23 protein-coding genes and 10 tRNA genes are annotated in these 26,978 nt (G+C 65.6%); 8 read left to right on the forward strand and 25 right to left on the reverse strand.

Annotated features, from left to right (window positions below; all coding sequences use genetic code 11):
• Positions 1–333: 333 nt before the first annotated feature.
• Positions 334–424 (reverse strand) — tRNA-Ser (locus ABE483_RS15040).
• Between the two features lie 166 nt (positions 425–590).
• Between ABE483_RS15040 and ABE483_RS15045 the strand changes: the two genes are divergently transcribed.
• A complete protein-coding gene (locus ABE483_RS15045) occupies positions 591–1,295 on the forward strand; it encodes a protein phosphatase 2C domain-containing protein (protein ID WP_019185793.1) in 705 nt (234 codons plus the stop codon).
• Positions 1,296–1,340: 45 nt separating this feature from the next.
• On the opposite strand, the gene dnaQ is transcribed toward ABE483_RS15045, so the two are convergent.
• Genes dnaQ through ABE483_RS15060 form a run of 3 tightly spaced genes read right to left on the reverse strand, consistent with a single transcriptional unit; the run spans position 1,341 to position 3,185 of the window.
• Positions 1,341–2,072, reverse strand: a complete 732-nt coding sequence (dnaQ, locus tag ABE483_RS15050) for a DNA polymerase III subunit epsilon (protein ID WP_313212247.1) — start codon at positions 2,070–2,072, stop codon at positions 1,341–1,343.
• A 4-nt stretch (positions 2,073–2,076) separates the two neighbouring features.
• Positions 2,077–2,529, reverse strand: coding sequence for a ribonuclease HI (gene rnhA, locus ABE483_RS15055; RefSeq protein WP_121042991.1), 453 nt, complete (start codon positions 2,527–2,529; stop codon positions 2,077–2,079).
• An 11-nt stretch (positions 2,530–2,540) separates the two neighbouring features.
• Entirely contained in the window at positions 2,541–3,185 is a 645-nt protein-coding gene (locus ABE483_RS15060) for a methyltransferase domain-containing protein (RefSeq protein WP_313212249.1), read from the reverse strand.
• Between the two features lie 11 nt (positions 3,186–3,196).
• Between ABE483_RS15060 and gloB the strand changes: the two genes are divergently transcribed.
• Complete coding sequence (gene gloB, locus ABE483_RS15065; protein WP_313217366.1) at positions 3,197–3,964, forward strand: hydroxyacylglutathione hydrolase; 768 nt, start codon at positions 3,197–3,199, stop codon at positions 3,962–3,964.
• Positions 3,961–5,175: a transglycosylase SLT domain-containing protein gene (locus tag ABE483_RS15070; protein WP_313212251.1), complete on the forward strand. Its 1,215-nt coding sequence runs from the start codon at positions 3,961–3,963 to the stop codon at positions 5,173–5,175. Before gloB ends, ABE483_RS15070 begins: the two co-directional genes overlap by 4 nt.
• 112 nt (positions 5,176–5,287) lie before the next feature.
• Here the strand turns inward: ABE483_RS15070 and ABE483_RS15075 are convergent, their stop codons facing one another.
• From ABE483_RS15075 to ABE483_RS15150, 16 genes are all read right to left on the reverse strand, one after another.
• A complete protein-coding gene (locus tag ABE483_RS15075; RefSeq protein ID WP_346481960.1) occupies positions 5,288–7,261 on the reverse strand; it encodes a peptidyl-prolyl cis-trans isomerase in 1,974 nt (657 codons plus the stop codon).
• A gap of 212 nt (positions 7,262–7,473) precedes the next feature.
• Positions 7,474–7,550 (reverse strand) — tRNA-Asp (locus ABE483_RS15080).
• Between the two features lie 90 nt (positions 7,551–7,640).
• A tRNA-Asp gene (locus ABE483_RS15085) sits at positions 7,641–7,717 on the reverse strand.
• A 28-nt stretch (positions 7,718–7,745) separates the two neighbouring features.
• Positions 7,746–7,820: transfer RNA gene (locus ABE483_RS15090), tRNA-Val, on the reverse strand.
• An 11-nt stretch (positions 7,821–7,831) separates the two neighbouring features.
• Positions 7,832–8,104, reverse strand: a complete 273-nt coding sequence (locus ABE483_RS15095) for an HU family DNA-binding protein (RefSeq protein ID WP_019185801.1) — start codon at positions 8,102–8,104, stop codon at positions 7,832–7,834.
• Between the two features lie 207 nt (positions 8,105–8,311).
• A complete protein-coding gene (gene lon / locus ABE483_RS15100) occupies positions 8,312–10,786 on the reverse strand; it encodes an endopeptidase La (RefSeq protein ID WP_313209543.1) in 2,475 nt (824 codons plus the stop codon).
• Positions 10,787–10,928: 142 nt separating this feature from the next.
• Positions 10,929–12,218 carry an ATP-dependent Clp protease ATP-binding subunit ClpX gene (gene clpX / locus ABE483_RS15105; RefSeq protein WP_019185803.1) on the reverse strand — a complete coding sequence of 430 codons (1,290 nt, stop codon included), beginning with the start codon at positions 12,216–12,218 and terminating at the stop codon, positions 10,929–10,931.
• Between the two features lie 126 nt (positions 12,219–12,344).
• On the reverse strand, positions 12,345–12,971 hold the full coding sequence (gene clpP, locus ABE483_RS15110; RefSeq protein WP_019185804.1) for an ATP-dependent Clp endopeptidase proteolytic subunit ClpP: 627 nt from the start codon (positions 12,969–12,971) through the stop codon (positions 12,345–12,347).
• Positions 12,972–13,037: 66 nt separating this feature from the next.
• Positions 13,038–14,330 carry a trigger factor gene (tig, locus tag ABE483_RS15115; protein WP_121042977.1) on the reverse strand — a complete coding sequence of 431 codons (1,293 nt, stop codon included), beginning with the start codon at positions 14,328–14,330 and terminating at the stop codon, positions 13,038–13,040.
• Between the two features lie 234 nt (positions 14,331–14,564).
• Positions 14,565–14,649, reverse strand: a tRNA-Leu gene (locus tag ABE483_RS15120).
• A gap of 106 nt (positions 14,650–14,755) precedes the next feature.
• Positions 14,756–15,028, reverse strand: a complete 273-nt coding sequence (locus ABE483_RS15125; RefSeq protein ID WP_346481961.1) for a hypothetical protein — start codon at positions 15,026–15,028, stop codon at positions 14,756–14,758.
• Positions 15,029–15,217: 189 nt separating this feature from the next.
• Positions 15,218–15,293: transfer RNA gene (locus ABE483_RS15130), tRNA-Lys, on the reverse strand.
• A gap of 161 nt (positions 15,294–15,454) precedes the next feature.
• A tRNA-Lys gene (locus ABE483_RS15135) sits at positions 15,455–15,530 on the reverse strand.
• A gap of 81 nt (positions 15,531–15,611) precedes the next feature.
• A tRNA-His gene (locus tag ABE483_RS15140) sits at positions 15,612–15,688 on the reverse strand.
• A 35-nt stretch (positions 15,689–15,723) separates the two neighbouring features.
• Positions 15,724–15,800 (reverse strand) — tRNA-Arg (locus ABE483_RS15145).
• Between the two features lie 45 nt (positions 15,801–15,845).
• Positions 15,846–15,922: transfer RNA gene (locus ABE483_RS15150), tRNA-Pro, on the reverse strand.
• A gap of 178 nt (positions 15,923–16,100) precedes the next feature.
• On the opposite strand from ABE483_RS15150, the gene ABE483_RS15155 reads away from it, so the two are divergent.
• Complete coding sequence (locus tag ABE483_RS15155; protein WP_313209552.1) at positions 16,101–16,859, forward strand: Bax inhibitor-1/YccA family protein; 759 nt, start codon at positions 16,101–16,103, stop codon at positions 16,857–16,859.
• A gap of 47 nt (positions 16,860–16,906) precedes the next feature.
• Here ABE483_RS15155 and ABE483_RS15160 read toward each other — a convergent pair whose 3' ends face one another.
• The 5 genes from ABE483_RS15160 to grxC form a co-directional block, all read right to left on the reverse strand.
• Positions 16,907–17,830 carry a LysR family transcriptional regulator gene (locus tag ABE483_RS15160; protein WP_346481962.1) on the reverse strand — a complete coding sequence of 308 codons (924 nt, stop codon included), beginning with the start codon at positions 17,828–17,830 and terminating at the stop codon, positions 16,907–16,909.
• A gap of 63 nt (positions 17,831–17,893) precedes the next feature.
• Positions 17,894–18,592 (reverse strand): cysteine hydrolase, encoded by a 699-nt coding sequence (locus tag ABE483_RS15165; RefSeq protein WP_346481963.1) that lies wholly within the window; start codon positions 18,590–18,592, stop codon positions 17,894–17,896.
• Positions 18,593–18,802: 210 nt separating this feature from the next.
• Positions 18,803–19,810, reverse strand: a complete 1,008-nt coding sequence (locus tag ABE483_RS15170) for an isocitrate dehydrogenase (protein WP_313209560.1) — start codon at positions 19,808–19,810, stop codon at positions 18,803–18,805.
• A gap of 334 nt (positions 19,811–20,144) precedes the next feature.
• Complete coding sequence (locus ABE483_RS15175) at positions 20,145–20,537, reverse strand: carboxymuconolactone decarboxylase family protein (RefSeq protein ID WP_256776270.1); 393 nt, start codon at positions 20,535–20,537, stop codon at positions 20,145–20,147.
• Positions 20,534–20,833, reverse strand: coding sequence for a glutaredoxin 3 (gene grxC / locus ABE483_RS15180; protein WP_019185813.1), 300 nt, complete (start codon positions 20,831–20,833; stop codon positions 20,534–20,536). The genes ABE483_RS15175 and grxC overlap by 4 nt, the downstream gene beginning before the upstream one ends.
• A 141-nt stretch (positions 20,834–20,974) precedes the next feature.
• Here grxC and ABE483_RS15185 point away from each other — a divergent pair, with 141 nt between their 5' ends.
• The 4 genes from ABE483_RS15185 to ppk1 all read left to right on the forward strand — a co-directional run bounded on the left by ABE483_RS15185 (position 20,975) and on the right by ppk1 (position 26,944).
• Positions 20,975–22,615 carry a M48 family metalloprotease gene (locus tag ABE483_RS15185; protein ID WP_346481964.1) on the forward strand — a complete coding sequence of 547 codons (1,641 nt, stop codon included), beginning with the start codon at positions 20,975–20,977 and terminating at the stop codon, positions 22,613–22,615.
• Positions 22,616–22,737: 122 nt separating this feature from the next.
• The gene (phoB, locus tag ABE483_RS15190; protein ID WP_121042967.1) at positions 22,738–23,427 is read left to right on the forward strand and encodes a phosphate regulon transcriptional regulator PhoB; all 690 of its coding nucleotides are present in this window, start codon (positions 22,738–22,740) and stop codon (positions 23,425–23,427) included.
• Positions 23,428–23,525: 98 nt separating this feature from the next.
• The gene (gene phoR / locus ABE483_RS15195) at positions 23,526–24,866 is read left to right on the forward strand and encodes a phosphate regulon sensor histidine kinase PhoR (RefSeq protein ID WP_313209568.1); all 1,341 of its coding nucleotides are present in this window, start codon (positions 23,526–23,528) and stop codon (positions 24,864–24,866) included.
• Positions 24,863–26,944, forward strand: coding sequence for a polyphosphate kinase 1 (ppk1, locus tag ABE483_RS15200; protein WP_313209570.1), 2,082 nt, complete (start codon positions 24,863–24,865; stop codon positions 26,942–26,944). The genes phoR and ppk1 overlap by 4 nt, the downstream gene beginning before the upstream one ends.
• The last annotated feature ends 34 nt before the right edge of the window (positions 26,945–26,978 follow it).

Genomic DNA, 26,978 nt, shown 5'->3' on the forward strand with positions numbered 1-26,978 from the left:
CGAGCAAGGTGGCGCTGGTAGCGGTCATGCGCAAGATGCTGGTCATCCTCAACGCCCGCAAGCGGGACGCCGAGGCCGCGTTGGTCTGCACCTGATAAGACAGTTGCTACCGCGATGACGTCGCGTGGCTTGCAGGGTGGCCGCTTCATTGCCGGGATTGCTGGGCCCATCCATGGGCCCAGCCCTTCCGCGCTGCGCGCTCCAGGGCCAGACGTTCGTCTGTCCGGATCTGCTCCTGCAGATCCGTCGAACCCCCGTCGGGGGTTCTCGTCCGCCCATCAGGCCAGATAAAAAGAAAAGGGCTGCCCAATGGGCAGCCCTTTTCTTTTTATCTGGCGGAGAGGGGGGGATTCGAACCCCCGAGGCGCTATAAACGCCTGCCTGATTTCGAGTCAGGTACATTCAACCGCTCTGCCACCTCTCCAGATGGTCCCGGCGAACCGGGACGCGAATGATACGGGCAGGACGCGCTGACGACAAGTCATTCCGCACCGGCGAAGTGAATTTCTTCTGTATGGATGCCTTGCCGGATGTCCGGCGGGCCGCGATCATGCCGTTATCCCTCGCAATCCTCACCGGCACACGCCTTCATGATCGAATTCGGACACCTGACCCACCCCGGCCTGCGCCGCGACCTCAATGAGGATACGTATTACGGGGATGGCGAACTGGCGCTGTGGCTGGTCGCCGATGGCATGGGCGGGCACGCCTGCGGTGAGGTGGCCAGTGCGCTGGCGCGCGAGACCATCGTGCGCGAGATCCGCCGCGGGGCGACGCTGGCGCATGCGATCCGGATCGCCGATGAGGAAATCATCCGCACCTCGCGCCGCCGCAACGACAGCCTGCCGATGGGCACCACCGTGGTGGCGGCCCGTGTGCAGGGCAATCGGTATGAGGTGGCGTGGGTCGGCGACAGCCGCGCGTACCTGTGGCGCGACGGCAAGCTGGCCCAGTTGAGCCAGGATCACAGCGTGGTCCAGGAACTGGTCGCGCAGGGCAATCTGACCGCCGAGCAGGCGCGTGCTCATCCGCATCGCAATGTGGTGACCCAGGCGCTGGGGGTGACCGATCCGGCGCACCTGAATGTGGCGACCACCACCGGCGAGCTGCGCCCGGGCATGCAGCTGCTGCTGTGCAGTGATGGGCTGACCGAAGAGGTCGAGGACAAGGGCATCGCCCGCACCCTCGCCTTCGACGATGCCAGTGCGCAGGAATGCGTGGATACCCTGGTCGCCGCCGCGCTGGATGGCGGCGGCTCGGACAACATCACCGTGATCCTGGTGCGGTGCCATTGAGGCAGGCATCCCGACCAACGGTCGGGATCTACCGGGGGCGGGCCGTCAGGCGCTGACCGCTTCCACCGCTTCAGGCTCACCATCCCAGATCGCGCGGCCGGCCTTCTTGCGCAGCTTGGCCAGGCGCGCTTCGTGCGCTTCCCGCTCCGAGGCCGTGGCGACCACGCGCGGGCGCGGCAGCAGGCGCGAGGTGTCGAAGGTCTGCGCGTGGGCGCTGCCGGTTTTCTGGTCATCGGCCGAGCCGAAGCCGATTTCTTCCTGGCCCGAGGTCAGCGCGATGTACACATCGCCCAGGATCTGCGCATCGAGCAGGCCGCCGTGCAGCTGGCGGTGGGCATTGTCCACACCCAGGCGACGGCACAGTGCATCCAGCGAATTGCGCTGGCCCGGGAAGCGCTCGCGCGCCATCTTCAGCGTATCGATCACCGTGCAGCGGTCGGTGATCTTGCCGTAGTGGTCGCCCAGCAGCGACAGCTCGTTGTCCAGGAAGCCCAGATCGAACGCCGCGTTGTGGATGATCAGCTCGGCGCCATCGATGTAGGCCAGGAAGTCGTCGACGACCTGGGCGAAGTCCGGCTTGTCGGCCAGGAACTCCAGGGTCAGGCCCGTGACTTCCTGCGCGCCCTGTTCGAACTCGCAGTCCGGCTTGAGGTACTGGTGGTAGTTGTTGCCACTGGGGCGGCGCTCGAGCAGTTCCACACAGCCGATTTCGACGATGCGATTGCCCTTCCGCCATTCCAGGCCGGTGGTTTCGGTATCAAGGATGATCTGACGCATGGGCTCAGTGTACCGGGCCGGCGGCGCGGATCCGGATCGCGGCGTCGCGCGCCAGCTGATCCACGCGCTCGTTGTCCGGGTCGCCGGAATGGCCCTTCACCCAGCGCCAGTCGATGGTGTGCTTCAGCGTGGCCGCATGCAGGCGCTCCCACAGTTCCCGGTTCTTGACCGGCGAGCCGCCGGCGGTCTTCCAGTTCTTGCGGATCCAACCGGGCATCCACTCGGTCAGGCCCTGGCGCACGTACTGCGAATCGGTGAACAGCACGATGTTGCACGGCTCGGTGAGGGCTTCCAGCCCCGAGATGGCCGCCATCAGCTCCATACGGTTGTTGGTGGTATGCGCTTCACCACCGCTCAGTTCGCGCTCGTGCGCGTTGTAGCGCAGCAATGCCGCCCAGCCGCCAGGGCCGGGATTGCCGAGGCAGGAACCGTCGGTGTGGATTTCTATCGTCTTCATTCCATTCCAGATCAGGTGGCCACGGTGCCGTGCCAGCGTGGCGCAGCCACCGGCGTCGGTCCCGGCAAGGCCAGAGTGCGTTTTTCAGCGGTGAACAGACAGGCGGCCCGCAGCGGGGCCAGATCGCGCCGCGCCGGCGAGCGGTCGCGCCACATCGGGCCGAGGTACTGCAGGTCTTCGCAGCTCAGGCCAGCCTGCGCGAGGGTGTGGCGCAGCCGCTGTGGGCTGCGCACGACCAGCCCGTGATGGCGCCACTGCCGGCGGTACGGGCTGAACGGGTTGAGGGTGGAAAGCCACAGGCGGCCGCCCGGCATCAGTACACGGGCGCAGTCGGCGATCAACGCCTCGGCGTCCCGCGCGGTGACATGCTGCAGGACGATCGCATTGACGCTCTCATCCGGCAGCGGCAACGGCAGCCCGCAGTGCACATCCCCGGCGTAAGCCGCGCCGTCCCGGTACAGGCGCAGGCCGCGGCCGGGCAGATCCACGCACCCGAGCCAGCCAGGCGTCGGCGCCACCCACAACCAGGGGTTCACCGGGCGCTCGGCCAGCAGGCTGCGCAACCGCTCCGATTCCAACCGGCACAACGCTTGTGCCGGTTCAGTATCAAACCAGGATGCGACTGTCGCTTGACGGGGGCTCGGTGCGGGGGGCATGGTCCAATTCTATGCGACTGACCGCCCTACCCGCGTTTGCGGACAATTACATCTGGGCACTGGTCGCCGACGACGGCCGCGCCGTGGTCATCGACCCCGGCCAGGCCGACCCCGTCCTGGCCGCCGCAGCGCAGCAGGGATGGGTCCCGCACAGCATTCTGCTGACCCACCACCACAACGACCACATCGGCGGCGTGGCCGAGCTGCAGGCCCGGTTTCCCGCGGTGGAGGTCTACGCACCGGTGGAACCGCGCATCGCGGTCCCTGCCCACCGGGTGGCTGAAGGTGAATGCGTTCAGGCACTGGGGCTGGGGTTCCACGTAGTATCCGTGCCCGGGCACACCCGGAGCCATATCGCGTTTCACACCGCTGAACACCTTTTCAGTGGCGATGCGTTGTTCAGCCTGGGCTGTGGGCGGATGTTCGAAGGTACGCCTCCCCAGCTTCTGGCATCCCTGCGGAAGCTGGCGTCCCTGCCAGCGCAACTGATGGTCTGTTGCGCCCACGAGTACACCCTGTCCAATGCCGTCTTCGCGCGGCATGTAGACCCCACCAACGCTGCGTTGTCGCAGCGCCATGAGGAGGCCTTGGCCATGCGCCGCGATGACCTGCCCACGCTGCCGGTTTCACTGGCAAGCGAGCTGGAATGCAATCCGTTCCTGCGTACGAACACCCCCGCCATCCAGGCGGCCGTCAGCGCCCATCTTGGGCGTCCCGTAACCGATGAAGTCGATGTTGTCGCAGGGCTGCGACACTGGAAAGACGGATTTCGAACATGAGTCGGCGATTGTTGCCGCTCGCGCTTGGCCTGGCGATCGCCGTGGCCGGCAGCGCGGGCGCCCAGTCGTTGACCGCCGGCATGTCGCAGAACGTGGCCGGCCTGTCCTCCCTCCCCCTGACCGCTGCGGCGCTGCCGCCGGCCTCGGTGCGCAACGGGCAGGACATCTTCGCCAGCTTCCGCGATGGTCTGGCCGAACCCACCTGCAACGCCGAGGCGACCAGCCCGCGTTGGCAGAAGCAGTTCGCGCATGCCCCCTCGCGGTTGGCCAACCAGGATGACGATGCGCTGGTGCTGTTCGGCTACGTGGTCGAAGAGCTGCGCAAGTCCGACCTGCCCACCGAATTCGCGCTGATTCCCTTCGTGGAAAGTGGCTACCGGCCCAATGCCCGCAACGGCGGCGGCCCGGCCGGCCTGTGGCAGTTCATCGCCACCACCGCCAAGAACCACCGCGTGCAGATGACCCCGGGCTACGACGGTCGCCTCTCGGCCGTGGATTCCACCCAGGCCGCGGTGCGTTACCTCAAGACCCTGCACGGCATGTTCGGCGGCGACTGGCGCTTGGCGACGATGGCCTACAACGCCGGTGAGTACCGGGTGCTGCAGTCGTTGCGCAAGGCCGGCATGAACGCGCAGAACGCGCGGCCGGCCGAGTTGCCGGGGCTGTCGCCGGTCACCTATGCCTATGTCGAGAAGCTGCATGCGCTGGCCTGCGTGCTGGAAGACGCGGAAACCGAGCCGGCGGTGATGGCCTCGCTGGATCGCACCGTGCCCGTGCTGAAGGGCCACACCCTGCCGGCCGGCACCAGCGTCCAGCAGTGGGCCCAGCAGCGCGATCTGGATCCGGCGCGGATCGCCCGCCTCAACCCGGCCCTGGCCAGCGGCAAAGGCCGCCCGTCCGGCCAGGTGACGGTGCTGGCTCCGACTGCGCATGCACCGGTGGACGCCAGCGCCAGCGTGGCCGCCATTGCGCTGGCCCCCAGCGCACCGGTGGACACCCCGGCGGCGCGCACGACGCCTGCGCCGGCAGCCACCCGCACGGTAGCCAGCGCGGATCGCCCGCGCAGCCGCCGGCACACCGTGCGCGACGGCGAGTCGCCCTGGACCATCGCCCGCCGGTACGGGATGCCGCTGAAGGCCCTGCTGTCGCTCAATGGGCTCAGCGGGAGCAGTGTGCTGAAGCCCGGTGCGGTGCTGCGCGTCGAAGACTGAGTGCGCGGATCCCATTGCGGGTAACGACACTGCCCGGTTCTGCCGGGCAGTGTCGTTCAACAAAAAGCCCGGCATTGCCGGGCTTTTTGCTGTCCAGCAGAAGCCGACCCGGTTACAGGTTGGCTTCTTCGGTCTGCACCTTGAAGTGCTTGCGCATGGCGTCGACGTAGGCCTTGGCGGCGGCCATGCCGTCGATCTGGCTCAGCTGCTCCTTGAGCTGCTGCTGCTGGGCGGCATCCACTTCGGCCACGTTGCCCGGGGTGACCTTGGTCACCGCGTAGATCACGTAGCGGCCCTGCACGGCAACCTTGCCGTAGCTCGGCTTGCCTTCGGCCGGCAGCGGTGCGCTGAACACGGCGCGGTTGATCTCCGGGGTCGGCACCGGCTGGGTACGCGGCAGGCCCGGCAGCGGGCTGATCTGCAGCTTGTCGCTGGTCGCCAGCGCCTGCAGGGTCTGCCCGGCCTTCAGCTTGGCCAGCACGGCGTCCACGGCCTTCTCCGAGGCCTGTCGGGTGCGGTCGGCATGGATCGCGGCGATCACCTGCTCACGGGCCTTGGCCAGCGGCAGCGCCTGCTCCGGGCTGTGCTCGGTCACGCGGATCATCACGTTGTGGTTCGGGCCCAGCTCGATCGGGTCGCTCACCGTGCCGTCCTGGGTCAGGATGTCGGAGAACGCCGCGCGCAGTACGGCCGGGTTGGCGGCGATGCCACTGGCGGTGGTGCGGGTGAACGGACCGATGGTCTGCACCGGCAGGCTCATGTCCTTGGCCGGGCCTTCCAGCGAGGTCGGGTTCTTGTAGACCAGATCCACCAGACGGCCGCTCAGCTCGGTGAACACGCGGTCGGTGTCGGCCTTGAGCTGCTCGGCGGCCAGCTGGTCACGGACCTCGTCGAACGAACGGCCTTCGCCACCCTTGGTCTCACGCAGCTTGAGCACGTGGAAACCGAAATCGGTCTTGACCGGACCGGTGACCTCGCCCGCCTTCATGGCGAACAGGGCATCTTCGAACGGCTTCACCATCGCGCCGCGTTCCACCCAGCCCAGGTCGCCGCCGGTGTCCTTGGAGCCCGGATCTTCGGAGTTGGCCTTGGCCAGTGCGGCGAAATCGGCGCCCGGTGCCTTCGCTTCCGCGGCCAGGCGCGTGGCCTTTTCTTGGGCGGCCTTGAGCTTGGCCGGATCGCTGCCGTCGGCGCTGATCAGGATGTGCGAGGCCAGACGCTGCTCCGGCGTCGCGAAGCGTGCCTTCTCATCTTCATAGCGCTTGCGCAGGGTGGCCTCGTCAGCTGCCGCCGGGGCCGGCAGGTTCGCGCCGTTGATCTCGACGTACTCCAGCGACACCGTCTCCGGCTGGCGGAAATCCTTGGTGTGGCTGTCGTACCACTGCTTGATCTGCGCGTCGGTCACTTCGGCGGTATCGGCCGGGGTTTCCGGCAGCGCGGCCAGTTCGACATCACGGGTTTCACCCAACAGCTTCATCAGGCGCTCGGCTTCGCTCTGGGTGGTGAACCCGGAACGCTGCAGGGCCGACGGAATGATCGACTGCTGGATGCTCTCGCGCACCAGCGCTTCGAACTGCGTCGGGGTGCGCGGCGGATTGCCGCTGGCCAGCGCGATGCGGTAGTTGTCCTGGTTGAACTTGCCATCGGCACCGAGGAAGGCCGGGATCGAGGAAATGTACTCGCGTACCGCTCCATCACCGATCACGATGCCGGACTGTTCGCCGGCCAGGCGCACGACCTGCTCATCGATCATCTGATCGAGCACGGCCAGCTTGCTTTCGGTGCTTTCGAACTGGCGCGGATCGAAATCCTCGCCCTGTTCCTGGCGTGCCTGCTGGCGCGCCTGCTCGAAGCGCACGCGGAAATCATTGGAGCTGATCTCATGGTGCTGCCACAGGAACGAAACCGGCCACCACGACGGGGCGGACTTCCACCAGGTCGGCGGGGCGGCCACTTTGGCCACGTTCTGCGAGCCGACGCCACCGAGGTAGCTGGAGTCGATCACGAACAGGAACGGAATCATCAGCAGCCCCAGGATCACGGTAACGATCCAGCCCGAGGTCTTGTCGCGAAGTTTCTGCAGCATGGGAAAAATCAAGGCCTGATTGGCGAGCCCGGCAGTGTAACCCGCTTCGCGGCAGGCTCCAAAAGTGCCCGCGCCCGCCCCTGCGCGCGATCCTCCCGCTGCCGCACCTGCCGATCATGACGGACCAACGGCGTGTGCCGCACTGTCGATCGATCTGCTGGATGGAAAACAAAAAAAAAGCCCTTGGTTTTCACCAAGGGCTTTTCAAAGATTGGCGGAGCGGACGGGACTTGAACCCGCGACCTCCGGCGTGACAGGCCAGCATTCTAACCAGCTGAACTACCGCTCCGCACTTGAACTTTGCAGGCGCTCATTCTATCCGAAGATATTCAGATTGCCCACCCCGAAATACTGCTTTTTTCGAGGTTTTTTTAAAAACTGGCGGAGCGGACGGGACTTGAACCCGCGACCTCCGGCGTGACAGGCCAGCATTCTAACCAGCTGAACTACCGCTCCACATTTCAAAACTTTTACTGGCAGTGCTTGGTGGGTGCTGAGGGTTTCGAACCCCCGACCCTCTCCGTGTAAAGGAGACGCTCTACCGCTGAGCTAAGCACCCCAGCAAGCCGCTTAGTTTACGGCATCCTTCAGGGCTTTGCCAGCCTTGAACGACGGATTCTTCGACGCAGCGATCTTGATGGTGTCGCCGGTCTTCGGGTTGCGGCCGGTACGGGCAGCGCGGTCGCGGACCTGGAACGTGCCGAAGCCCACCAGCGTCACCGCGTCACCGCCCTTCAGGGCCTTGGTGACGGAAGCGATGACGGCATCAACGGCGCGGCTGGACTCGGCCTTGGTCAGGTCGGCGGCTTCAGCAACGGCGTCGATCAATTCGGTCTTGTTCATTCTCTACAGCTCCTTTGGCGGGGATTCCGCGGATTCAACATTGAGACACCCGACGACGATACGCCGTCGAATGCCAGTGAAGTTCTCAGTTCGCCGAATTCAGAATTACGCTGACTCGCGAGTGGTGCTTTTATACCAGTGCCCCCCTACCCGCGCAAGCTGAAAAGCCAATAACGACGCGGGTTTCGGGCATTTCCACAGCACGCGTCAGTGCTTGACGCGGGTCGTGGAAGCTGTCTTGGACTTGCCGCGTACCGTGACACGTTGCCCATCTTTCTTGGGCTTCGGTGCCGTCAGCGGCGTCTCCAGCGCCAGGTCGAGCACTTCCTCGATCCACTTCACCGGCACGATCTTCAGATCGCGGGTGACATTGGCGGGGATATCGGCCAGATCCTTGCGGTTCTCCTCGGGGATGATGACCGTGGTGATGCCGCCACGCAGCGCCGCCAGCAGCTTCTCCTTGAGGCCGCCGATGGCCGTGACGCGGCCTCGCAGGGTGATCTCACCGGTCATCGCCACTTCGGCCCGGATCGGCACCTTGGTCAGCGTGGACACCAGCGAGGTCACCATGGCGATACCCGCGCTGGGGCCATCCTTCGGGGTGGCGCCATCGGGCACATGGACGTGCACGTCGTGCTTCTGCAGGAACTCGTTGTCGATGCCCAGCCGCTCGGCGCGCGAACGCACCACCGACAGCGCCGCCGAGGCCGATTCCTTCATCACGTTGCCCAGCTGGCCGGTCAGGATCAGCTGGCCCTTGCCCGGCACCAGGGTGGATTCGATCTGCAGCAGATCGCCGCCCACTTCGGTCCAGGCCAGGCCGGTGACCAGGCCCACTTCGTTCTGCTCTTCGGCACGGCCGAAATCGACGCGACGCACGCCCAGGTACTTGTCCAGGTTCTTGCCGTTGACCACCACCAGCGCCTTCTTCTTCGCGCTGGCCTTCTTGCCGGCCTTGGCCGGCTTGGCAGGCTTGGCCGGTGCCACCGGACCGGCGAGCGCGATCTCCTTGACCACCTTGCGGCAGATCTTGGCGACTTCGCGCTCGAGGTTGCGCACGCCGGATTCGCGCGTGTAATAGCGCACGATGTCCTGGATCGCGTCGGCCTCGATCTCCAGCTCTTCCGGCTTCAGGCCGTTGGCCTTGATCTGCTTGGGCACCAGGTAGCGCATGGCGATGTTGAGCTTCTCATCCTCGGTGTAGCCGGGGATGCGGATCACTTCCATGCGGTCCAGCAGCGGGCCGGGGATGTTGAGCGAGTTGGAGGTCGCCACGAACATCACTTCGGACAGGTCCAGATCCACTTCCAGGTAGTGATCGTTGAACGCGTTGTTCTGCTCCGGATCGAGCACTTCCAGCAGCGCCGAGGACGGATCGCCACGGAAGTCCATCGACATCTTGTCGATCTCATCGAGCACGAACAGCGGGTTCTTGCTGCCCACCTTGTTGAGGTTCTGCACGATGCGGCCCGGCATGGAGCCGACGTAGGTGCGGCGATGGCCACGGATCTCGGCCTCGTCGCGCACGCCGCCCAGGCTCATGCGCACGAACTTGCGGTTGGTCGCCTTGGCGATGGACTGGCCCAGCGAGGTCTTGCCCACACCGGGCGGGCCGACCAGGCACAGGATCGGGCCCTTCATCTGCTTCACGCGCGACTGCACGGCCAGGTATTCCAGGATGCGGTCCTTGACCTTGTCCAGGCCGAAGTGATCGGCATCCAGCGTGTCCTGCGCGGCCTTGAGGTCCTTGCGGACCTTGCTGCGCTTCTTCCACGGCACGCCCAGCAGCCAATCCAGGTAGTTGCGCACCACGGCGGCTTCGGCCGACATCGGCGACATCTGCTTGAGCTTGTTGAGCTCGGCCTTGGCCTTGGTCTCCACCGGCTTGGGCATGCCCGCCTCGGCGATCTTGCGGGCCAGCTCGTCCATCTCGCCGGGCGCGTCATCCAGGTCACCCAGTTCTTTCTGGATGGCCTTCATCTGCTCGTTGAGGTAGTACTCGCGCTGGCTCTTTTCCATCTGCGACTTCACGCGGCCGCGGATGCGCTTTTCCATCTGCTGTACGTCGATCTCGCCATCGACCAGGCCGACCAACATTTCCAGGCGGTCGCCGATCTGCAGCGTTTCCAGCAGGCGCTGCTTGTCGGCCAGGCGCACGCTGATATGCGCGGCGATGGTGTCGGCCAGGCGCGCGGGCTCATCGATGCCGGCCAGGGTCTGCAGCAGCTCCGGCGGCAGCTTGCGGTTGGTCTTGACGTACTGCTCGAACAGCGACATCAGCGAGCGGGCGATCGCCTCGATCTCGCGCGGCTCGCGCGATTCGTCCGATTCGATTTCCATGCCCACGCCGTGCAGCGAGCCATCGCGCTCGGTCACGTCGGTGACGTTGACCCGCGACAGGCCTTCGACCAGCACCTTGATGGTGCCATCGGGCAGCTTCAGCAGCTGCAGGACCTGGGCAAGCGTGCCGACCTGATACAGATCGGCGGCGGACGGATCATCCGTCTCGGCGGACTTCTGCGCGAGCAGCAGGATGCGCTTGTCCGCTTCCATCGCCTGCTCCAGCGCATGCATGGACTTGTCACGGCCGACGAACAGCGGAATGACCATGTGCGGGAACACCACCACGTCACGCAGCGGCAGTACCGGCAGGTCGAGAGTCTCAGTTGGGGAACGGGCCATGTGGGCTCCAGTGGAACAGTGGGGATGGCCTCCGGGCGCCTCGCCCGGATACAAAAAAAGCCGATGGCCTCGTTATGGGGCCATCGGCTTCTAGATGCAAGCTGTTCTGAAAAAATTCTTTCAATTCAATTACTTGAACTGATTATTCAGCACCAGCCGCCTTCTGTTCAGGCGCCGGTGGCGTCTGGTAGATCAGGTACGGTTCGGACTTGTGTTCGATCACCGATTCGTCCACTACCACCTTGCTGACGTTCTCTGCCGAGGGCAGGTCATACATGGTGTCCAGCAGGACCGATTCGACGATGGTACGCAGGCCACGGGCACCGGTCTTGCGCTTGAGCGCCTTGCGGGCGATCGCGGCCAGGGCGTCGGGGCGGAACTCCAGCTCGACGTGTTCCATCTCGAACAGTTTCTTGAACTGCTTGGTGATGGCGTTCTTCGGCTCGGTGAGGATGCGCACCAGGGCAGCCTCGTCCAGCTCTTCCAGGGTCGCCACGACCGGCAGGCGGCCGACGAACTCCGGAATCAGGCCGAACTTGATCAGATCTTCCGGCTCGACTTCCGCCAGGATCTTGCCCACTTCCTGCTTGCGCTCGGAACTCTTCACCTTGGCACCGAACCCGATGCCGCCCGAATCGTTCGAACGCTGCTGGATCACCTTGTCCAAGCCGGCAAACGCGCCGCCACAGATGAACAGGATGTTCTTGGTGTCCACCTGCAGGAATTCCTGCTGCGGGTGCTTGCGACCGCCCTGCGGCGGCACGCTGGCCACGGTGCCTTCGATCAGCTTCAGCAGGGCCTGCTGGACGCCTTCGCCGGACACATCGCGGGTGATCGACGGGTTCTCGCTCTTGCGCGAGATCTTGTCGATTTCATCGATGTAGACGATGCCCTGCTGCGCCTTCTCGACGTCGTAATCGCACTTCTGCAGCAGCTTCTGGATGATGTTCTCCACGTCCTCGCCCACGTAACCGGCTTCGGTCAGCGTGGTGGCGTCGGCCATGGTGAACGGCACATTGAGCAGGCGGGCCAGGGTTTCGGCCAGCAGCGTCTTGCCCGAACCGGTCGGACCGACCAGCAGGATGTTCGACTTCGCCAGTTCGACTTCGTCGTTCTTCTGGCGGCTCTCGATGCGCTTGTAGTGGTTGTATACGGCCACGGCCAGGGTCCGCTTGGCGCGGTTCTGCCCGATCACGTACTGGTCCAGGACCTCGAGGATCTCGCGCGGCTTGGGCAGCGAACTGCGGGCCGACTGCGCCTTCTCCTCCAGCTCCTCACGGATGATGTCGTTGCACAGCTCGACGCATTCATCGCAGATGAACACGCTCGGACCCGCAATCAGCTTGCGCACCTCATGCTGGCTCTTTCCACAGAAAGAGCAGTAGAGGATCTTGCCGGTGTCCGTGGAACGACCTTGGCGGTCTTCGCTCATGCTTCGCTTACCCAGTTACCCCACCCGACTGAACGGGGGTTCGATTCGAGAATAGCACAGGGTCAGGAGGACGCCAGTCCCGCCTGACCCGGTGGAAACAAGCCGGTTTCCCGGCCTGGCACAACCTTACGCCGGCTGGATCGACTCTTCCGGACGACGCTCCAGGACCTGATCGACCAGACCGTAGGCCACTGCATCGGCCGCGCTCTTGAAGTTGTCGCGCTCGGTATCCCGGGCGATGGTCTCCAGCGACTGGCCGGTGTGCTTGGCCAGCACTTCGTTCAGGCGCGAACGCAGGGTCAGGATTTCACGGGCATGGATATCGATATCCGTGGCCTGGCCCTGGAAACCGCCCAGCGGCTGGTGGATCATCACCCGCGAGTTCGGCAGCGCATACCGCTTGCCGGCCGCGCCGGATGCCAGCAGCAGGGCGCCCATCGAGGCGGCCTGGCCGACACAGATGGTGCTCACGTCCGGCTTGATGTACTGCATGGTGTCGTAGATCGCCATGCCGGCGGTGACTACGCCACCGGGCGAGTTGATGTAGATGCTGATGTCCTTTTCCGGGTTGTCCGCTTCCAGGAACAGCAGCTGCGCCACCACCACGTTGGCCATGTGATCGTCGATCGGGCCCACGAGGAAGATCAGACGCTCTTTCAACAAGCGCGAATAGATGTCATAGGCGCGCTCGCCGCGGCTGGTCTGTTCGACCACCATCGGAACCATGTTCAGGGCTGTGGTTCGGTTGTCCATTAGTGAGGCACCTATTTTGGGGGGAACGACCCCGCGCCGGGGCGCGGGGCGTAAAACGCGGGCCGCTTACTGACGGATCGCGTCCTGGAACGACAGCTTCTCTTCGGTGTGCTGGGCGCGCTCGGCGATCCAGTCGATCACCTGCTCTTCCATCACACGATTCTGCAGCCCACTCATCAGCTGGGGGTCGTTGCGGTACATCTCAATGACCTGTTCCGGCTCTTCATAGGTCGACGCGATCAGGCGCATGGTTTCATTCAGGCGCTTCGGGTCCAGTCGCAGGTCGTTCTTGCGGGCCACTTCACCGACCAGCAGGCCGACCAGCACGCGCTTGGCGGCCGCTTCCTTGAAGCCTTCATGGGCATCGGCCGGGACGTCGCCCGGGTTGCGGCCGCTGCGGCGGATCTGCTCGAGCTGCTGATCCAGCATGGCGCGGGCTTCGTTCTCGACCAGGCGCGGCGGCATTTCCACCGAGGCATAGGCGGCGATCAGCTGCTCGCCGACTTCGCGGCGCAGGCGGTTCATCAGGGCACCCTTGAGCTCACGCTCCAGGTTGGCGCGGATGTCCTTGCGGAACTGCTCCACGTCGCCACCCTTCACGCCGAAGCTCTTGATGAACTCGGCATCCACCTCCGGCAGCACCGGCGCGGACACGTCCACCGCCTTGACGGTGACCTTGACCTGCTTGCCAGCCAGCGCGGGCACGCGCCAATCGGCCGGGAACTCGACGTCCAGGGTCTTTTCTTCACCGGCGGTCAGACCGACCAGGCCCTGTTCGATCTGCTCGAACATCATGCCCTGGCCCACGATCACGCTGCCCTTCTCGGTGCCTTCGGCCGGCAGGCGCTCATCGCCGGCCTGCGACCAGGTTTCCAGGGCGACCAGATCGCCGTCCTGGGCGCCACGGGTGACCGGGCTCCAGCTGCGGCGCTGTTCGCGCAGGTTGGTGATCATCTGGTCGATGTCGGCGTCGTTGATCTCGGCGGTGTGGCGGACCACGGTCAGCTTGCTGACGTCCACGTCGCCGAAGTCCGGCACCAGCTCGACGGTGGCCACGAAGGACAGCTCGCCCTCGCCCTTGTCGATGCGCGGGGTGCCGGCGATGCGCAGCTCGTGCTCGCGCAGGGCGGCATCGAAGGTCTCACGCAGCAGGCCGTCGACGGCTTCGCTGCGGACCTGCTGGCCGAAACGCTGCTCGATCACCTTGGCCGGCACCTTGCCCGGACGGAAGCCCTTGATGCGCGTGGTGCGGGCGATTTCGCCCAGACGGCCGCTGATGTGCGTCTGCAGACGGTCTTCCGGCAGCGAGAAGGTCAGGCGGCGTTCCAGATTGCCAGTGGATTCGATCGAAGCTTGCATGTTGACTCCTGCCACCGGCGGCATGGGCCCCGGCACGATGTGATGGATGAAACGGGTTTTGGACGCGGGGTCGTGGACGCGCATGCCCGCCGCAGCCCTGTAGTTTCGCCGATAAACGCCAGCGCCGCCAGCGCGGGCCGAGAACGACCGGGGGCCGCCAGGGGCCCAGCATGTGGCCGTCTCCCCGATCCGGGACGTGCCCATGGTCATGGTGCCGGCGAAAACGCCCTGCACTGGTGCGAAAGGGGGGACTCGAACCCCCACGCCTTGCGGCACTGGAACCTAAATCCAGGGCGTCTACCAATTCCGCCACTTTCGCGAGCCTGCAAGCTCAGGCGCACATTGTTGCAGGCGGGGCCGGAAAGCGGAAGGTCGTCATGTCGCTTAATGGGGTGAAGCGCGTGCCCCACCCCGCCGATCAGCGGCTATCGCGCAGGCAGCGTCACGTCGGGACGCAATGGCGCTTCCGCCATGTCTAGCCGATCTTCGCCCTGGGGAGCGCCCTGCATGGAGACACGCGCAAGTGGCTTGGCCGGTTGGACATCGCCGGGAGGAAGATTGTTGCGGAATACGGTCGTGGCATAACCGGCCAGGACCGGGTCGAGCGACGCGTGGGCGGGCGTTTCGGCCGCCGTGGCGGCCGTGGCCGCGGCCGCGCAGGCGGTCAACGCCACGGCGGCAAGGATCCTGAGAGTCATGATGTGCGTACCTCGATGGGCGCCTTGGGCGCGGCCCATCGAGTGGAACCTGATTGTCGGTTGCGATCCGTGCGCTGTCGCGCAGCTTGGAAACGCAGGGTGTCGCGTTCGACCCCGGTTTCAGGAGGCTTTCAGATACGCACCCCGGAAAAGAAAAAAGCCGCCTGGCGGACCAGGCGGCTTCTGTCTTGGTGGGCTGTCAAGGATTCGAACCTTGGACCTATTGATTAAGAGTCAACTGCTCTACCAACTGAGCTAACAGCCCGAAAATCGGGAGGCGAATTATGCAGGGTTTCCTGCACGCGACGCAAGCGTTTTGTTTGAACGGGCGGCCAATGCCGGCAGTAGACCGCCAACGCGCCAGCTGTTCAACGTCATGTCGCGAACAAGAAAAAAGCCACCGGGCGGACCCGATGGCTTCTGTCTTGGTGGGCTGTCAAGGATTCGAACCTTGGACCTATTGATTAAGAGTCAACTGCTCTACCAACTGAGCTAACAGCCCTGAAAAACTCAGGCGCACATTGTAGCGTGTGTGCTGCCTTTTGCAACCCTGATTCACTTTCGATGAACCAGTTTGAATCAGTGGGGTGGCTGAGGGGACTCGAACCCCCGACCACCGGAATCACAATCCGGAACTCTAACCAACTGAGCTACAGCCACCACTGAAAACTTTGCTTCCTACCGCTTGCACCGAATGGCGCGCCCGACAGGAATCGAACCTGTAACCGCCGGCTTAGAAGGCCGGTGCTCTATCCAGTTGAGCTACGGGCGCTCGATCCGGATTGTCGCATTCCAATCCCGATTTGAGCAGCGGGCTTGGTCGGGGTAGAGGGATTCGAACCCCCGACATCCTGCTCCCAAAGCAGGCGCGCTACCAGACTGCGCTATACCCCGGCGGTTTGTTTCCCTCCGGGGTTCCCCCCGAAAGAGCCGCCTATTGTGGGAATCGGTGTGGCATCTGTCAACGGTTTTCACACATCAATTCACATGTCGTCGTGACCGAGGGCCGCTTCCGCTATGCTCGGGTCAGCGGCCGGATGGCCGAACCCCTACCCCATCAAGGAGATTGGCAATGCGCAGCGGCAATCCCGCACTTTCCGAGTCGACCTTCCTCGACCTGGCCAGCGGCTCGGTCGTGGCCCGCCCCGACCAGGCGATGACCATCAACGGCACCGTCAACAAGACCGGCGTCCTGTTGCTGCTCACCGTGCTGACGGCCGCCTTCGCGTGGAGCCAGTCAGTCGATGCGAATGGCCTGCCCACCTCCAGCGCCATGCTGTACACGCTGGTTGGCGCGATCGGCGGCCTGGTGCTGGCCCTGGTGACCGTGTTCAAGAAGGAATGGTCGCCGGTCACCGCACCGATGTATGCACTCGTCGAAGGCCTGTTCCTCGGTGCGATCTCGGCGATGTTCAATGCCAAGTTCCCCGGCATCGTGATGCAGGCGGTGATGCTGACCTTCGGCACGATGTTCGTGATGCTGGCGGTCTACCGCAGCGGCCTGATCAAGGTCACCGAGAACTTCAAGCTGGGCGTGGTGGCGGCAACCGGCGGCATCGCGCTGCTGTACCTGGCCTCGTTTGTGCTCAGCTTCTTCAACATCAACGTGCCGATGATCCACGAAGGCGGCTGGATGGGCATCGCCTTCAGCCTGTTCGTGGTGGTGGTGGCCGCGTTGAACCTGGTGCTGGATTTCGACTTCATCGAAACCGGCGCCGAGGCACGCGCACCGAAGTACATGGAGTGGTACGGCGCGTTCGGCCTGATGGTCACGCTGGTGTGGCTGTACGTGGAATTCCTGCGCCTGCTGTCCAAGATCCAGCAGCGCTGAGCCACACGCTCACTGCACGATGAAAGAGGCGCCGCAAGGCGCCTTTTTCATGTCTCGGGGATCACCGGCGGCAGTTGCTGGAGGGCTGCGTAATGCCGGGCCATGAATCCGGCCAGCGCGCGCACCTTCGGGGCCAGCTGGCGGGCATGCGGATACACCGCGTAATAGTGCCGGCGGCCGGCATGGTGCTGCGGCAGCACGCGCACCAGTCGCCCGTGCAGCAGATCATCCTGAACGGTCAGGCGGGTGAACGCGGCAATGCCCTGCCCGGCCAACACGGCGGCATGCAGCCCGGGGATCGCATCCACGCGCAGCCGCCCCTGCGGGATGACCTCCACCTGCGTACCGCGCGCGGAGGTCAACGTCCATGCCGACAGCGCGCGCGCGCCGCCGAAGCCGATCAGCGCATGCCGGCCCAGATCCGACGGATGGCGTGGCAGTCCCCATTGCGCGATGTAGCGTGGCGATGCCACCAATACCATGTCGGTAACGGCCAGTTCGCGCGCCACCAAGGTGCTGTCGGCCAGCGGCCCGGCGATGCGCAGGGCCATGTCGAAACCGCCACCGATCAGGTCGACCAGGCGATCATCGCAGGACAGATCCAGCGCGATGCCGGGGTATTGCGCCAGGAATGCAGGCAGCCATTGCGAGAGCTCCAGGGTGCCGATCACCAGCGGTGCACTGACCCGCAACAGCCCACTGGGTGCATCGTGATCGGCCTGCAGGCGTTGCTCGGCAACCTCCAGCCGGTCCAGGATGTCCACACAGTCCTGGTAATAGGCCCGCCCGGCTTCGGTCAGCGTCAGCAGGCGGCTGTTGCGATCCAGCAGGCGTGAACCCAGGTGGGCTTCCAACTGGCGCAGTTGCCGCGACATCGACGAATGGGTGGTGTCCATGCGCTCGGCGGCGGCGGTGAAACTGCCGGCATCGACGATGCTGCGGAACGCCTTCATGGCGGAAAACTGGTCCATCACGCTCCCGTGCAACGGCCGGCACCTGTGGCGATGCCGGCAGCATAACAAGGCCCGTGCGGCTCAGCGGACCGGCAGCGCCAGTATCTGATCGGTCCCCAGCACGGTGCCGTAAGTGTCTTCGATGCTGGCCAGCGCGGCGGCGTGCAGGCTGGCATGCCCGACCCGGCTGCCGTCACGCAGGTCCAGGTCACGGCTGGCGGTGGCATCGGAGGACACGATCACGTTCAGGCCCTTCGGCGCGGCATCGCGTGCAGCACCGGCGACGCAGGCGTGGGTCTGCAGCCCGGCGATGATCAGCGTGTCGATTCCAGCCTCCTTGAGTGCCTGCTCCAGCACCGGGCCGGAGGCACCGGCGAACACGCTGACGTTGTCTTTGGCGATCACCCGCTCGCCCTTGCGCGGCTGCATCTGCGGGTGGAACTGGACCGTGCGGCCGCCTTCGGCGAACAGCGGCGCCCCGGCCGGCAGAACGTGCTGGACGTGAATGACCGGGATCTCGTGGGCATCGGCGAAGTCCACCAGACGGCGGGTCTGGGCCAGGGCGGCATCGCCATCAGGGATGGGCATGCGGCCGCCGGCGAAGTACTCATTCTGGACGTCGATCACCAGCAACGCGGTCTTGCCGGCCGGCAATGCCCTCGCGTCCTGCGCGCCCGCCATGTGGCGGATCGTCGGGTGGGCCGGCTCGGCGGCGGGCGGGGCGGACGCGGTGGCGACACCGAGGATGCCGGCCAGGCCGATCAGGGAGGCGAAGTTCATGGGGAGGCTCCTGCTGTGGTTGGGATGGCGTGCATGGTGCGCGCCGGATCCGTGCACCAACAGCCAGCTACCCGCACACCATCTGTGCATTTTTCGCACAGATTGATGGATGACCGTGCCCTCGGGATCGCCATCGAACCCGCCATCGAACAGGCAACAAAAAAGCGGGACGCCGCAGCGCCCCGCTTTCTGGACAACCGACCCGCGCGCTTACAGGCGGCTGGCGATGGCCTGGGCAAAGCCCATGGTGTTGCCGGTGCCACCCAGGTCGCCGGTCAGCGAATCCTTGGCTTCCAGCGTGGCCACGATGGCCTTGCGCAGGCGCTCGGCGTTCTCGACCTGGCCGACGTGGTCCAGCATCTGCGCAGCGGCCAGCAGCAGCGCGCACGGATTGGCCTTGCCCTGGCCGGCGATGTCCGGCGCGGTGCCGTGCACGGCTTCGAAGATCGCCGCGTTCTCACCGATGTTGGCACCCGGGGCCAGGCCCAGGCCGCCGACCAGACCGGCACACAGGTCGGAGATGATGTCGCCGAACAGGTTGGTGGTCACGATCACATCGAACTGTTCCGGACGCATCACCAGCTGCATGCAGCAGTTGTCGACGATCATTTCCTGGAACTCGATGTCCGGGTACTTGGCTGCCACTTCACGCGCCACGGCCAGGAACAGGCCCGAGGTCGACTTGATGATGTTGGCCTTGTGCACGGCGGTGACCTTCTTGCGGCCGGTGCTGCGGGCCAGCTCGAAGGCGTAGCGCACGATGCGCTCGGAGCCCTTGCGGGTGATGCGGGTGCCGGAGAAGGCGGTCTCGCCATCGGCCGACACTTCCTGGCCTTCGGCCAGGTACGCGCCTTCGGTGTTCTCACGGACGGTGATCAGGTCCACGCCGTCGCCGAAACGCGACTTGGTGTTCGGGAACGAGACCGCCGGACGCACGTTCGCGTACAGGTCGAAATGGCGACGCAGGCTGACGTTGATCGAGGTGAAGCCGCCACCGACCGGCGTGGTCAGCGGGCTCTTCAGCGCGATCTTGTTGCGTGCGATCGACTCCAGCGTGGAGGCCGGCATCAGATCGCCGTGCTTTTCCAGCGCAGCCAGGCCCGCGTCGGCGTCTTCGTATTCAAAGCCGGTGTCCAGCTTGCCGAGCACGAACAGGGTAGCGTCCATGATCTCCGGGCCGATGCCGTCACCGCGGATGACCGTGATTTTCTGCGTCATTGATGTGTATTCCGAACCGAGGGGGAGCGCCATCCGTGAGGTGCGCAAAGCGCGGGCGCAAGGGAAGTTTCATCGGCAATTATGCCTTACCCGCCCGATGGACCCCAAATGGGCCATTGGTCTTAGGCGGGCAAGGCAGAATTGCCGCGCATGCCTCCTCTACCCCGCGCCGGCAATCACGGGGTGCTGAACGATGGGTAGCCACCGACCGTTGGTCGGTGGAAACGTGGTCCAGAACATGAACGGGAGACCGTTGCAGCACCGAGAGCGCTGGGGGCCAACGAAGCCGACCAACGGTCGGCTCTACCGCGGCGGGGCCGGGTCGGCCCCGGTCTCAATGCTCGTGAACAGCCGGCGCGTCGGCACCGCCTTCAAGCTGATCCAGGAAGTCCACGGCCCGGCGCAGGTGCGGGATCACGATCGAGCCGCCGACCACCAGGCCGACCGAGAAGGTCTCGAAGAACTCCTCGCGGGTCACGCCGGCGTCCTTGCACTGGGCCACGTGGTAGCTGATGCAGTCATCGCAGCGCAGCACCATCGAGGCGACCAGGCCCAGCAGCTCCTTGGTCTTCACATCCAGCGCGCCGGCCTGGTAGGTCTGGGTATCCAGCGCGAAGAAGCGGCGCACGACCTGGTTGGGTTCCCCCAGGATGCGCTGGTTCATGCGCTGGCGGAACTCGGTGAATTCGGCGATGCGGTCCTTGCTGCCGTCGTCGGCCGCGCTCATGCCGGGTCCTGCCCGGCCAGCAGCGGCTCCAGCTTGCCGGCACGGTGCAGCGCCATCATGTCGTCGTAGCCGCCCACATGGACCTCGCCCACGAAGATCTGCGGCACGCTGGTGCGGCGGGTCTTGGCCATCATCTTCTCGCGCTCGACCGGGTCCAGATCGATCCGGACCTCGGTCCAGTCGCGGCCCTTGCTCTTCAGGAAGTTCTTGGCGGCCACGCAGTACGGGCACACCGCGGTCGAGTAGATGGTGATGGCGGGTGCGCCACCGGGGGTGGAAACAGCATCTTGGCTCACGGGAAACTCCACAGCGGAACGTTGGTCTGTATATGGTAGCGGTCCGCTGGATTTTCCACGTCACCACCGCAACACTGTGATTTAACTGCAGGTTGCACTGGCCCTGTCACGCTGTCGTCCGTCTTCCCCCAGGAGCTCCGTTTGCGCCCCTTGCTGCTCTCTGCCGCGTTGACCCTGGCCTTGGCCGTGCCGCTGGCCGGGGCCCAGGAAAGCAAGCTGCCGGACATCGGGTCCTCGGCCGGCGAGCTGCTGACCCCGGCCCGGCAGGCCGAGTACGGCGGGATGATGCTGCGCGAACTGCGCAACTACGGCTATCTGCTCGATGATCCGCTGGTCGATGACTGGCTGCAGACCATGGGCGCCAGGTTGGGCTCCAACAGTGCCCAGCCGCGTCAGTCCTACACCTTCTTCATGCTCAAGGACCGGCAGATCAACGCCTTTGCCACCCTCGGCGGCTATATCGGGGTCAACGCGGGCCTGGTGCTGACCGCCGAGCGCGAGGACGAAGTGGCCGCGGTGCTGTCCCACGAAATCGCCCACGTCACCCAGCAGCACGTGCTGCGCGGTGTCGAACGTGCCCAGCGCGACCAGATCCCGATCCTGCTCGGCATGCTTGCCGCGATCGTGGCCGCGCAGCAGGCCGGCGGCAACTCCTCCGGTGATGCCACCATGGCCGCGATCACCTCGGGCATGGGCCTGATGCAGCAGCGCCAGATCAATTACACCCGCTCCAACGAATCCGAGGCCGACCGCCTGGGCATCCGCACGCTCGCCCGCAGCGGCTACGACGTGGATGCGATGGCCGGCTTCTTCGAGCGCATGTCGGCCTCGATGCGGGGCAACCAGGGCGGTTACAGCGTCCCGGATTTCCTGCAGACCCACCCGGTCACCACCACCCGCATCAGCGAGGCCAAGGCCCGCGCCGAGCAGATGAAGAAGGACACGGTGCTGCTCACCACCGAGGTGCCCGGCGGGGTCCGCCAGGAGCGGGTGAACCCGTCCGATCCAGCCCTCTCCGAGCCGCTGGTGCGGCGGAGCAATCCGCTGCTGCCGGCCTCAATGCAGATTTCGGTCAACGCGCTCAGCCGCGGCAGCACCGGCCAGTTCGAGTGGGCACGCGAGCGCCTGCGCGTGCTCAGCGCCGACACCCCCGGCGATGTCATCCGGGAATACGAAAGCCTGCAGCGCGCGCAGAAGACCGGGCTGACCGAGCCGCAACGCTACGGGCTGGCCCTGGGCCGGCTGCGCAACAGTGCGGCCGCGCAGGCCACCCGGGATCTGGGCGAGCTGCTGCGCGACCACCCGGACAATGTCTGGGTGGCGCTGGCGCTGGGCGAGGCCGAGTCCCGCAGCGGCCAGCCGGTGCAGGCCAACGCCCGGTTCGAAACCCTGATGCGCCAGCACCCCGGCAGCCGCCCGGTCGCGTTGACCTATGCGGCCATCCTCAATGAGCAAGGCGGCCGCGAGGCCGGCCAGCGCGCGCAGGCGATGCTGCGCCCGATGCTGTCGCAAAGCGGCAATGATCCGGTCTTCCAGCAGCGCTTCGCCCGCGCCAGCGAACTGGCTGGCGACACCACCCGGGCCAGCGAGGCCTATGCCGAAGCCGCGTACCTGAGTGGCCGCCCGGAGCAGGCGCTGATCCAGCTGCAGGCCTTGAAGCGGCAGCCGAACCTGGATTATGTCGGCCGTGCCCGGGTCGATGCCCGGATCGAGAGCATCACCCCCACGGTGCTGGAAATGCGCCGACAGGGAATCGACGACCCGGAGCTGGACCGCCGCTGAGGCGCGCCCGGGTGACGGTGGGATGGCGGCCCACGACGGGAACGGCCCCCTCGTCACAAACCTGTCATGAAACCGTAGTCTACTGAGCTCAATCCCGATCTGATGAGCAATACGGTGGGCACGTGCAGAAACGCATCCTGATCGTCGATGACGAACCCGCGATCCGCGAAATGGTCGCCTTTGCCCTGCGCAAGGGCGACTACGACCCGATCCATGCCGGCGACGCGCGCGAGGCGCAGACCGCCATCGCCGATCGCGTCCCGGACCTGATCCTGCTGGACTGGATGCTCCCGGGCACCAGCGGCCTGGAGCTGGCCCGGCGCTGGCGCAAAGAAGCCCTGACCCGCGAAGTGCCGATCATCATGCTGACCGCGCGCGGGGAAGAGAACGACCGCGTCGGTGGCCTGGAAGCCGGAGTGGACGACTACGTGGTCAAGCCGTTCTCGGCGCGCGAACTGCTGGCCCGCATCCGTGCGGTCATGCGCCGCGCCCGCGACGATGACGAAGATGGCAGCGTCGCGGTCGGTACGATCCGCATCGATGGCGCCGCGCACCGCGTCTTCGCCGGCGACCAGCCGGTGCCGATCGGTCCGACCGAGTACCGTCTGCTGCACTTCTTCATGACCCACCCTGAGCGCGTGTACACCCGCGCCCAGTTGCTGGATCACGTGTGGGGCGGCAGCGTGTATGTGGAGGAGCGCACCATCGACGTGCACATCCGCCGCCTGCGCAAGACGCTGGAGCCGTTCGCCGCGGAGAACATGGTGCAGACCGTACGCGGCGCCGGCTACCGGTTCTCGACGTCCACCTGAGTCTCGTCGGGCCGGTCCCGGGCGCGCATGCCCGGTTCCGGCCACTCCTGCTATAACCTTGGATCGAGTCCGAGGACCGCACTTTCTGCGAGACCGCAATGCCCCGCCACATCCGTTCTGCCTGGTTGAAAACGCTGGCCACCCTCGCCGCCCTGCTGCTCGCGGCCGGCTTGCTGGGCCTGGCAGTCGGACATGTGTGGATGTGCATCGCACTGGCCTCCATCGGTGCACTGGCGTGGCATTACTGGCGGCTGCGCCGGGTGCTGCGCGGCCTCACCGCGCGCCATCGCTGGGATATGGGTGACGGCACCGGTGTATGGAACGAGCTGGACCGCCTGCTCTACCGCAACCAGTGGGAAATGCGCACGCGCAAGCGTCGCCTGCTGGACATGCTGCGCAGCTATCGCGCTGCTGCGGCCGCGCTGCCGGATGCGGTGGTGGTGGTCGACCGCAACAGCCAGCGCGTGCAGTGGTTCAACGAAGCGGCGACCTCGCTGCTCGGTCTGCACCACCCGGGCGACCTGGGCGAAGCGCTGGTTGAACGCCTGCAGCCGATGCCGCTGGCGCACTGGCTGGCCGGGGGCCGCAATGCCGAACCGATCCTGGATGTGCCCTCCCCGGTCGATCCGGCGATCCGCCTCAACCTGCGCCTGATCCCCTACTCGCCCGATTACTGGCTGCTGATCGCACGCGACGTCAGCAAGCTGCTGCGACTGGAACAGGTCCGCCGCGACTTCGTCGCCAACGTCTCGCATGAACTGCGCACGCCGCTGACGGTAGTGCACGGTTACCTGGACATGATGGACCCGGAGGACTTCCCCGGCACCGGCCCGATGCTGGAGGAAATGCGCAAGCAATCCCAGCGCATGGCGCAGCTGGTCGAAGACCTGCTCACCCTGTCGCGGCTGGAATCGCAGGAACACACCGAAGCCGAAGCCGTGGCGATGACGCCGATGTTGGCCACGCTGCGTCGCGAGGCCGAAGCACACAGCCAGGGCCGTCACCAGATCAGCATCATCGATACCGCCGGTGTGGATCTGCAGGGCTCCAACAAGGAACTGCACAGCGCATTCTCCAACCTGGTCACCAACGCGGTGCGCTACACCCCGGCCGGTGGCCGCGTGGAAGTGGAGTTCGCGCGCGAAGGCGAAGGTGTGGTGCTGTCGGTACGCGATACCGGTTACGGCATCCCGGCCAACCATCTGCCGCGCCTGACCGAACGCTTCTACCGTGTCTCCAGCAGCCGCTCGCGCGAAAGCGGCGGCACCGGCCTGGGGCTGTCGATCGTCAAACACATTCTCGGCCTGCACCACGCCCGCCTGGAGATCCAGAGCGAGGTGGGTAAAGGCAGCACGTTCTCGTGCCATTTCGATGCCGACCAGGTGCGTGCGCGCAACGAGGTCGTCTCCCTTCCTTCTTCTGAAGACTTTTCCGCATGAGCACTCCTGTTCCCGTCGCCGTGCCTGTGGACGGCGATCCGCTGCGCGATCCGGCGCTGTACATCAACCGTGAGCTGTCGCAGCTGGATTTCAACTTCCGCGTGCTGGCCCAGGCCATGGACCCGCAGGTACCGCTGCTGGAGCGCTTGCGCTTCATGTGCATCTCCTGCACCAACCTGGACGAGTTCTTCGAGATCCGCGCGGCCGCGGTGCGCCATGCGCAGGAGTTCGGCCTGCCGCCAGCGCCGGACGGCATGACGCCGCAGGCGATCCTCAACGCCATCCATGACCGTGCCGCGCAGCTGGTGGACCAGCAGTACCGCTGCTGGAACGAGACCCTGCGCCCGGCACTGCATGAAGCCGGCATCGACGTGCTCGGCCGGCACTCCTGGAACCATCGCCAGAAGCGCTGGCTGCGGGCGTATTTCCGCAACGAGATCATGCCGGTGCTGTCCCCGCTCGGCCTGGATCCGTCGCACCCGTTCCCGAAGATCCTCAACAAGTCGTTGAACATCGTGGTCGTGCTCAAGGGCACCGACGCGTTCGGTCGCGCTGGGCATCTGGCGATCGTGCGTGCACCGCGTTCACTGCCGCGCATCATCCAGCTGCCGGAAAAACTCGGCGGCCCGCAGACCTTCGTGTTCCTGTCCTCGGTGTTGTCCACGTTCGTCGATGAGATGTTCCCGGGCATGGAAGTCCAGGGCGCGTATCAGTTCCGCGTGACCCGCAATTCCGAGCTGGTGGTGGACGAGGAAGAGGTCGAGAACCTGGCGCTGGCGCTGCGCGATGAGCTGGTTGACCGGGGCTACCGCCCGGCCGTGCGGCTGGAGATCGCGCAGGACTGCCCGCGCGACATCGTGCGCACCCTGCTGCAGAACTTCGGGCTGACCGAAAACGCGGTCTACCGCATCGACGGCCCGGTCAACCTCAACCGCGTGGTCCAGCTGTACGACGTGATCCAGCGGCCGGACCTGAAGTACCCCTCGCTGAGCCCGCGCGTGCTGCGCGACAGCGATGGCATCTTCGAGATCGTCGCGCGCCGGGATGTGCTCCTGCACCACCCCTTCGATGCGTTCACTGCCGTGCTGGACGTGATCAAGCAGGCGGCCGTCGACCCGAACGTGCTGGCGATCAAGCAGACGCTGTACCGCACCGGCAAGGATTCGCTGATCGTCGATGCGCTGATCCAGGCCGCACGCAACGGCAAGGACGTGACCGTCGTGGTCGAGCTGCGCGCGCGCTTCGATGAAGAAGCCAACCTCGGCCTGGCCGACCGCCTGCAGGAAGCCGGCGTGCAGGTCGTCTACGGGGTGGTCGGTTTCAAGACCCACGCCAAGATGCTGCTGATCGTGCGCCGCGAAGGCCGCAAGCTGCGCCGCTACGTGCACCTGGGCACCGGCAACTATCACAGCGGTACCGCGCGGGCCTACACCGACCTGAGCCTGATCACCGCCGATCCGGACATCGGCAACGATGTGCACCTGCTGTTCCAGCAGCTGTCCGGGCTGGCCCCGCGGATGAAGCTCAAGCGCCTGCTGCAGTCGCCCTTCACCCTGCACCCGGGTCTGCTGCAGCGGATCGAGCGCGAAACACGCCTGGCCGCCAGTGGCCGTCCGGGGCGGATCATCGCCAAGATGAACGCCCTCAACGAACCCCAGATGATCCGGGCCCTGTACGCGGCCTCGCAGGCGGGCGTGCAGATCGACCTGATCGTGCGCGGCGCCTGCACGCTGCGCCCCGGCGTCCCCGGTGTCTCGGACACCATCCGGGTGCGCTCGATCGTCGGCCGCTTCCTGGAACACAGCCGGGTCTACTGGTTCGGCAACGATGGGGCCTCGGAGCTGTTCTGCGCCAGCGCGGACTGGCTGGAGCGCAACCTGCTGCGCCGGGTCGAGACCTGTTTCCCCATCCTGGACCCGGAACTGGCACGCAAGGTCTACCGCGACGTGCTGCAGAACTACCTGGACGACAACCTCAACGCCTGGGAGCTGCAGGCCGACGGCAGCTACATCAAGTGCACGCCCGGCCACGACGAGCCGCCGCACGCGGCGCAGATGGCCCTGCTGCAGGGTCTGTAGGTACCGACCGTTGGTCGGTACGCGGTAATTGCCT

Origin of the sequence: Stenotrophomonas sp. TWI602 (assembly GCF_039674045.1) — a bacterium.
Classification (GTDB): domain Bacteria; phylum Pseudomonadota; class Gammaproteobacteria; order Xanthomonadales; family Xanthomonadaceae; genus Stenotrophomonas.

Coding starts and splice junctions, on each gene's coding strand:
- ABE483_RS15045 (WP_019185793.1), top strand. CDS start 591: ATGATCGAATTCGGACACCTGACCCACCCCGGCCTGCGCCGCGACCTC.
- dnaQ (WP_313212247.1), bottom strand. CDS start 2,072: ATGCGTCAGATCATCCTTGATACCGAAACCACCGGCCTGGAATGGCGG.
- rnhA (WP_121042991.1), bottom strand. CDS start 2,529: ATGAAGACGATAGAAATCCACACCGACGGTTCCTGCCTCGGCAATCCC.
- ABE483_RS15060 (WP_313212249.1), bottom strand. CDS start 3,185: ATGCCCCCCGCACCGAGCCCCCGTCAAGCGACAGTCGCATCCTGGTTT.
- gloB (WP_313217366.1), top strand. CDS start 3,197: ATGCGACTGACCGCCCTACCCGCGTTTGCGGACAATTACATCTGGGCA.
- ABE483_RS15070 (WP_313212251.1), top strand. CDS start 3,961: ATGAGTCGGCGATTGTTGCCGCTCGCGCTTGGCCTGGCGATCGCCGTG.
- ABE483_RS15075 (WP_346481960.1), bottom strand. CDS start 7,261: ATGCTGCAGAAACTTCGCGACAAGACCTCGGGCTGGATCGTTACCGTG.
- ABE483_RS15095 (WP_019185801.1), bottom strand. CDS start 8,104: ATGAACAAGACCGAATTGATCGACGCCGTTGCTGAAGCCGCCGACCTG.
- lon (WP_313209543.1), bottom strand. CDS start 10,786: ATGGCCCGTTCCCCAACTGAGACTCTCGACCTGCCGGTACTGCCGCTG.
- clpX (WP_019185803.1), bottom strand. CDS start 12,218: ATGAGCGAAGACCGCCAAGGTCGTTCCACGGACACCGGCAAGATCCTC.
- clpP (WP_019185804.1), bottom strand. CDS start 12,971: ATGGACAACCGAACCACAGCCCTGAACATGGTTCCGATGGTGGTCGAA.
- tig (WP_121042977.1), bottom strand. CDS start 14,330: ATGCAAGCTTCGATCGAATCCACTGGCAATCTGGAACGCCGCCTGACC.
- ABE483_RS15125 (WP_346481961.1), bottom strand. CDS start 15,028: ATGACTCTCAGGATCCTTGCCGCCGTGGCGTTGACCGCCTGCGCGGCC.
- ABE483_RS15155 (WP_313209552.1), top strand. CDS start 16,101: ATGCGCAGCGGCAATCCCGCACTTTCCGAGTCGACCTTCCTCGACCTG.
- ABE483_RS15160 (WP_346481962.1), bottom strand. CDS start 17,830: ATGGACCAGTTTTCCGCCATGAAGGCGTTCCGCAGCATCGTCGATGCC.
- ABE483_RS15165 (WP_346481963.1), bottom strand. CDS start 18,592: ATGAACTTCGCCTCCCTGATCGGCCTGGCCGGCATCCTCGGTGTCGCC.
- ABE483_RS15170 (WP_313209560.1), bottom strand. CDS start 19,810: ATGACGCAGAAAATCACGGTCATCCGCGGTGACGGCATCGGCCCGGAG.
- ABE483_RS15175 (WP_256776270.1), bottom strand. CDS start 20,537: ATGAGCGCGGCCGACGACGGCAGCAAGGACCGCATCGCCGAATTCACC.
- phoR (WP_313209568.1), top strand. CDS start 23,526: ATGCCCCGCCACATCCGTTCTGCCTGGTTGAAAACGCTGGCCACCCTC.
- ppk1 (WP_313209570.1), top strand. CDS start 24,863: ATGAGCACTCCTGTTCCCGTCGCCGTGCCTGTGGACGGCGATCCGCTG.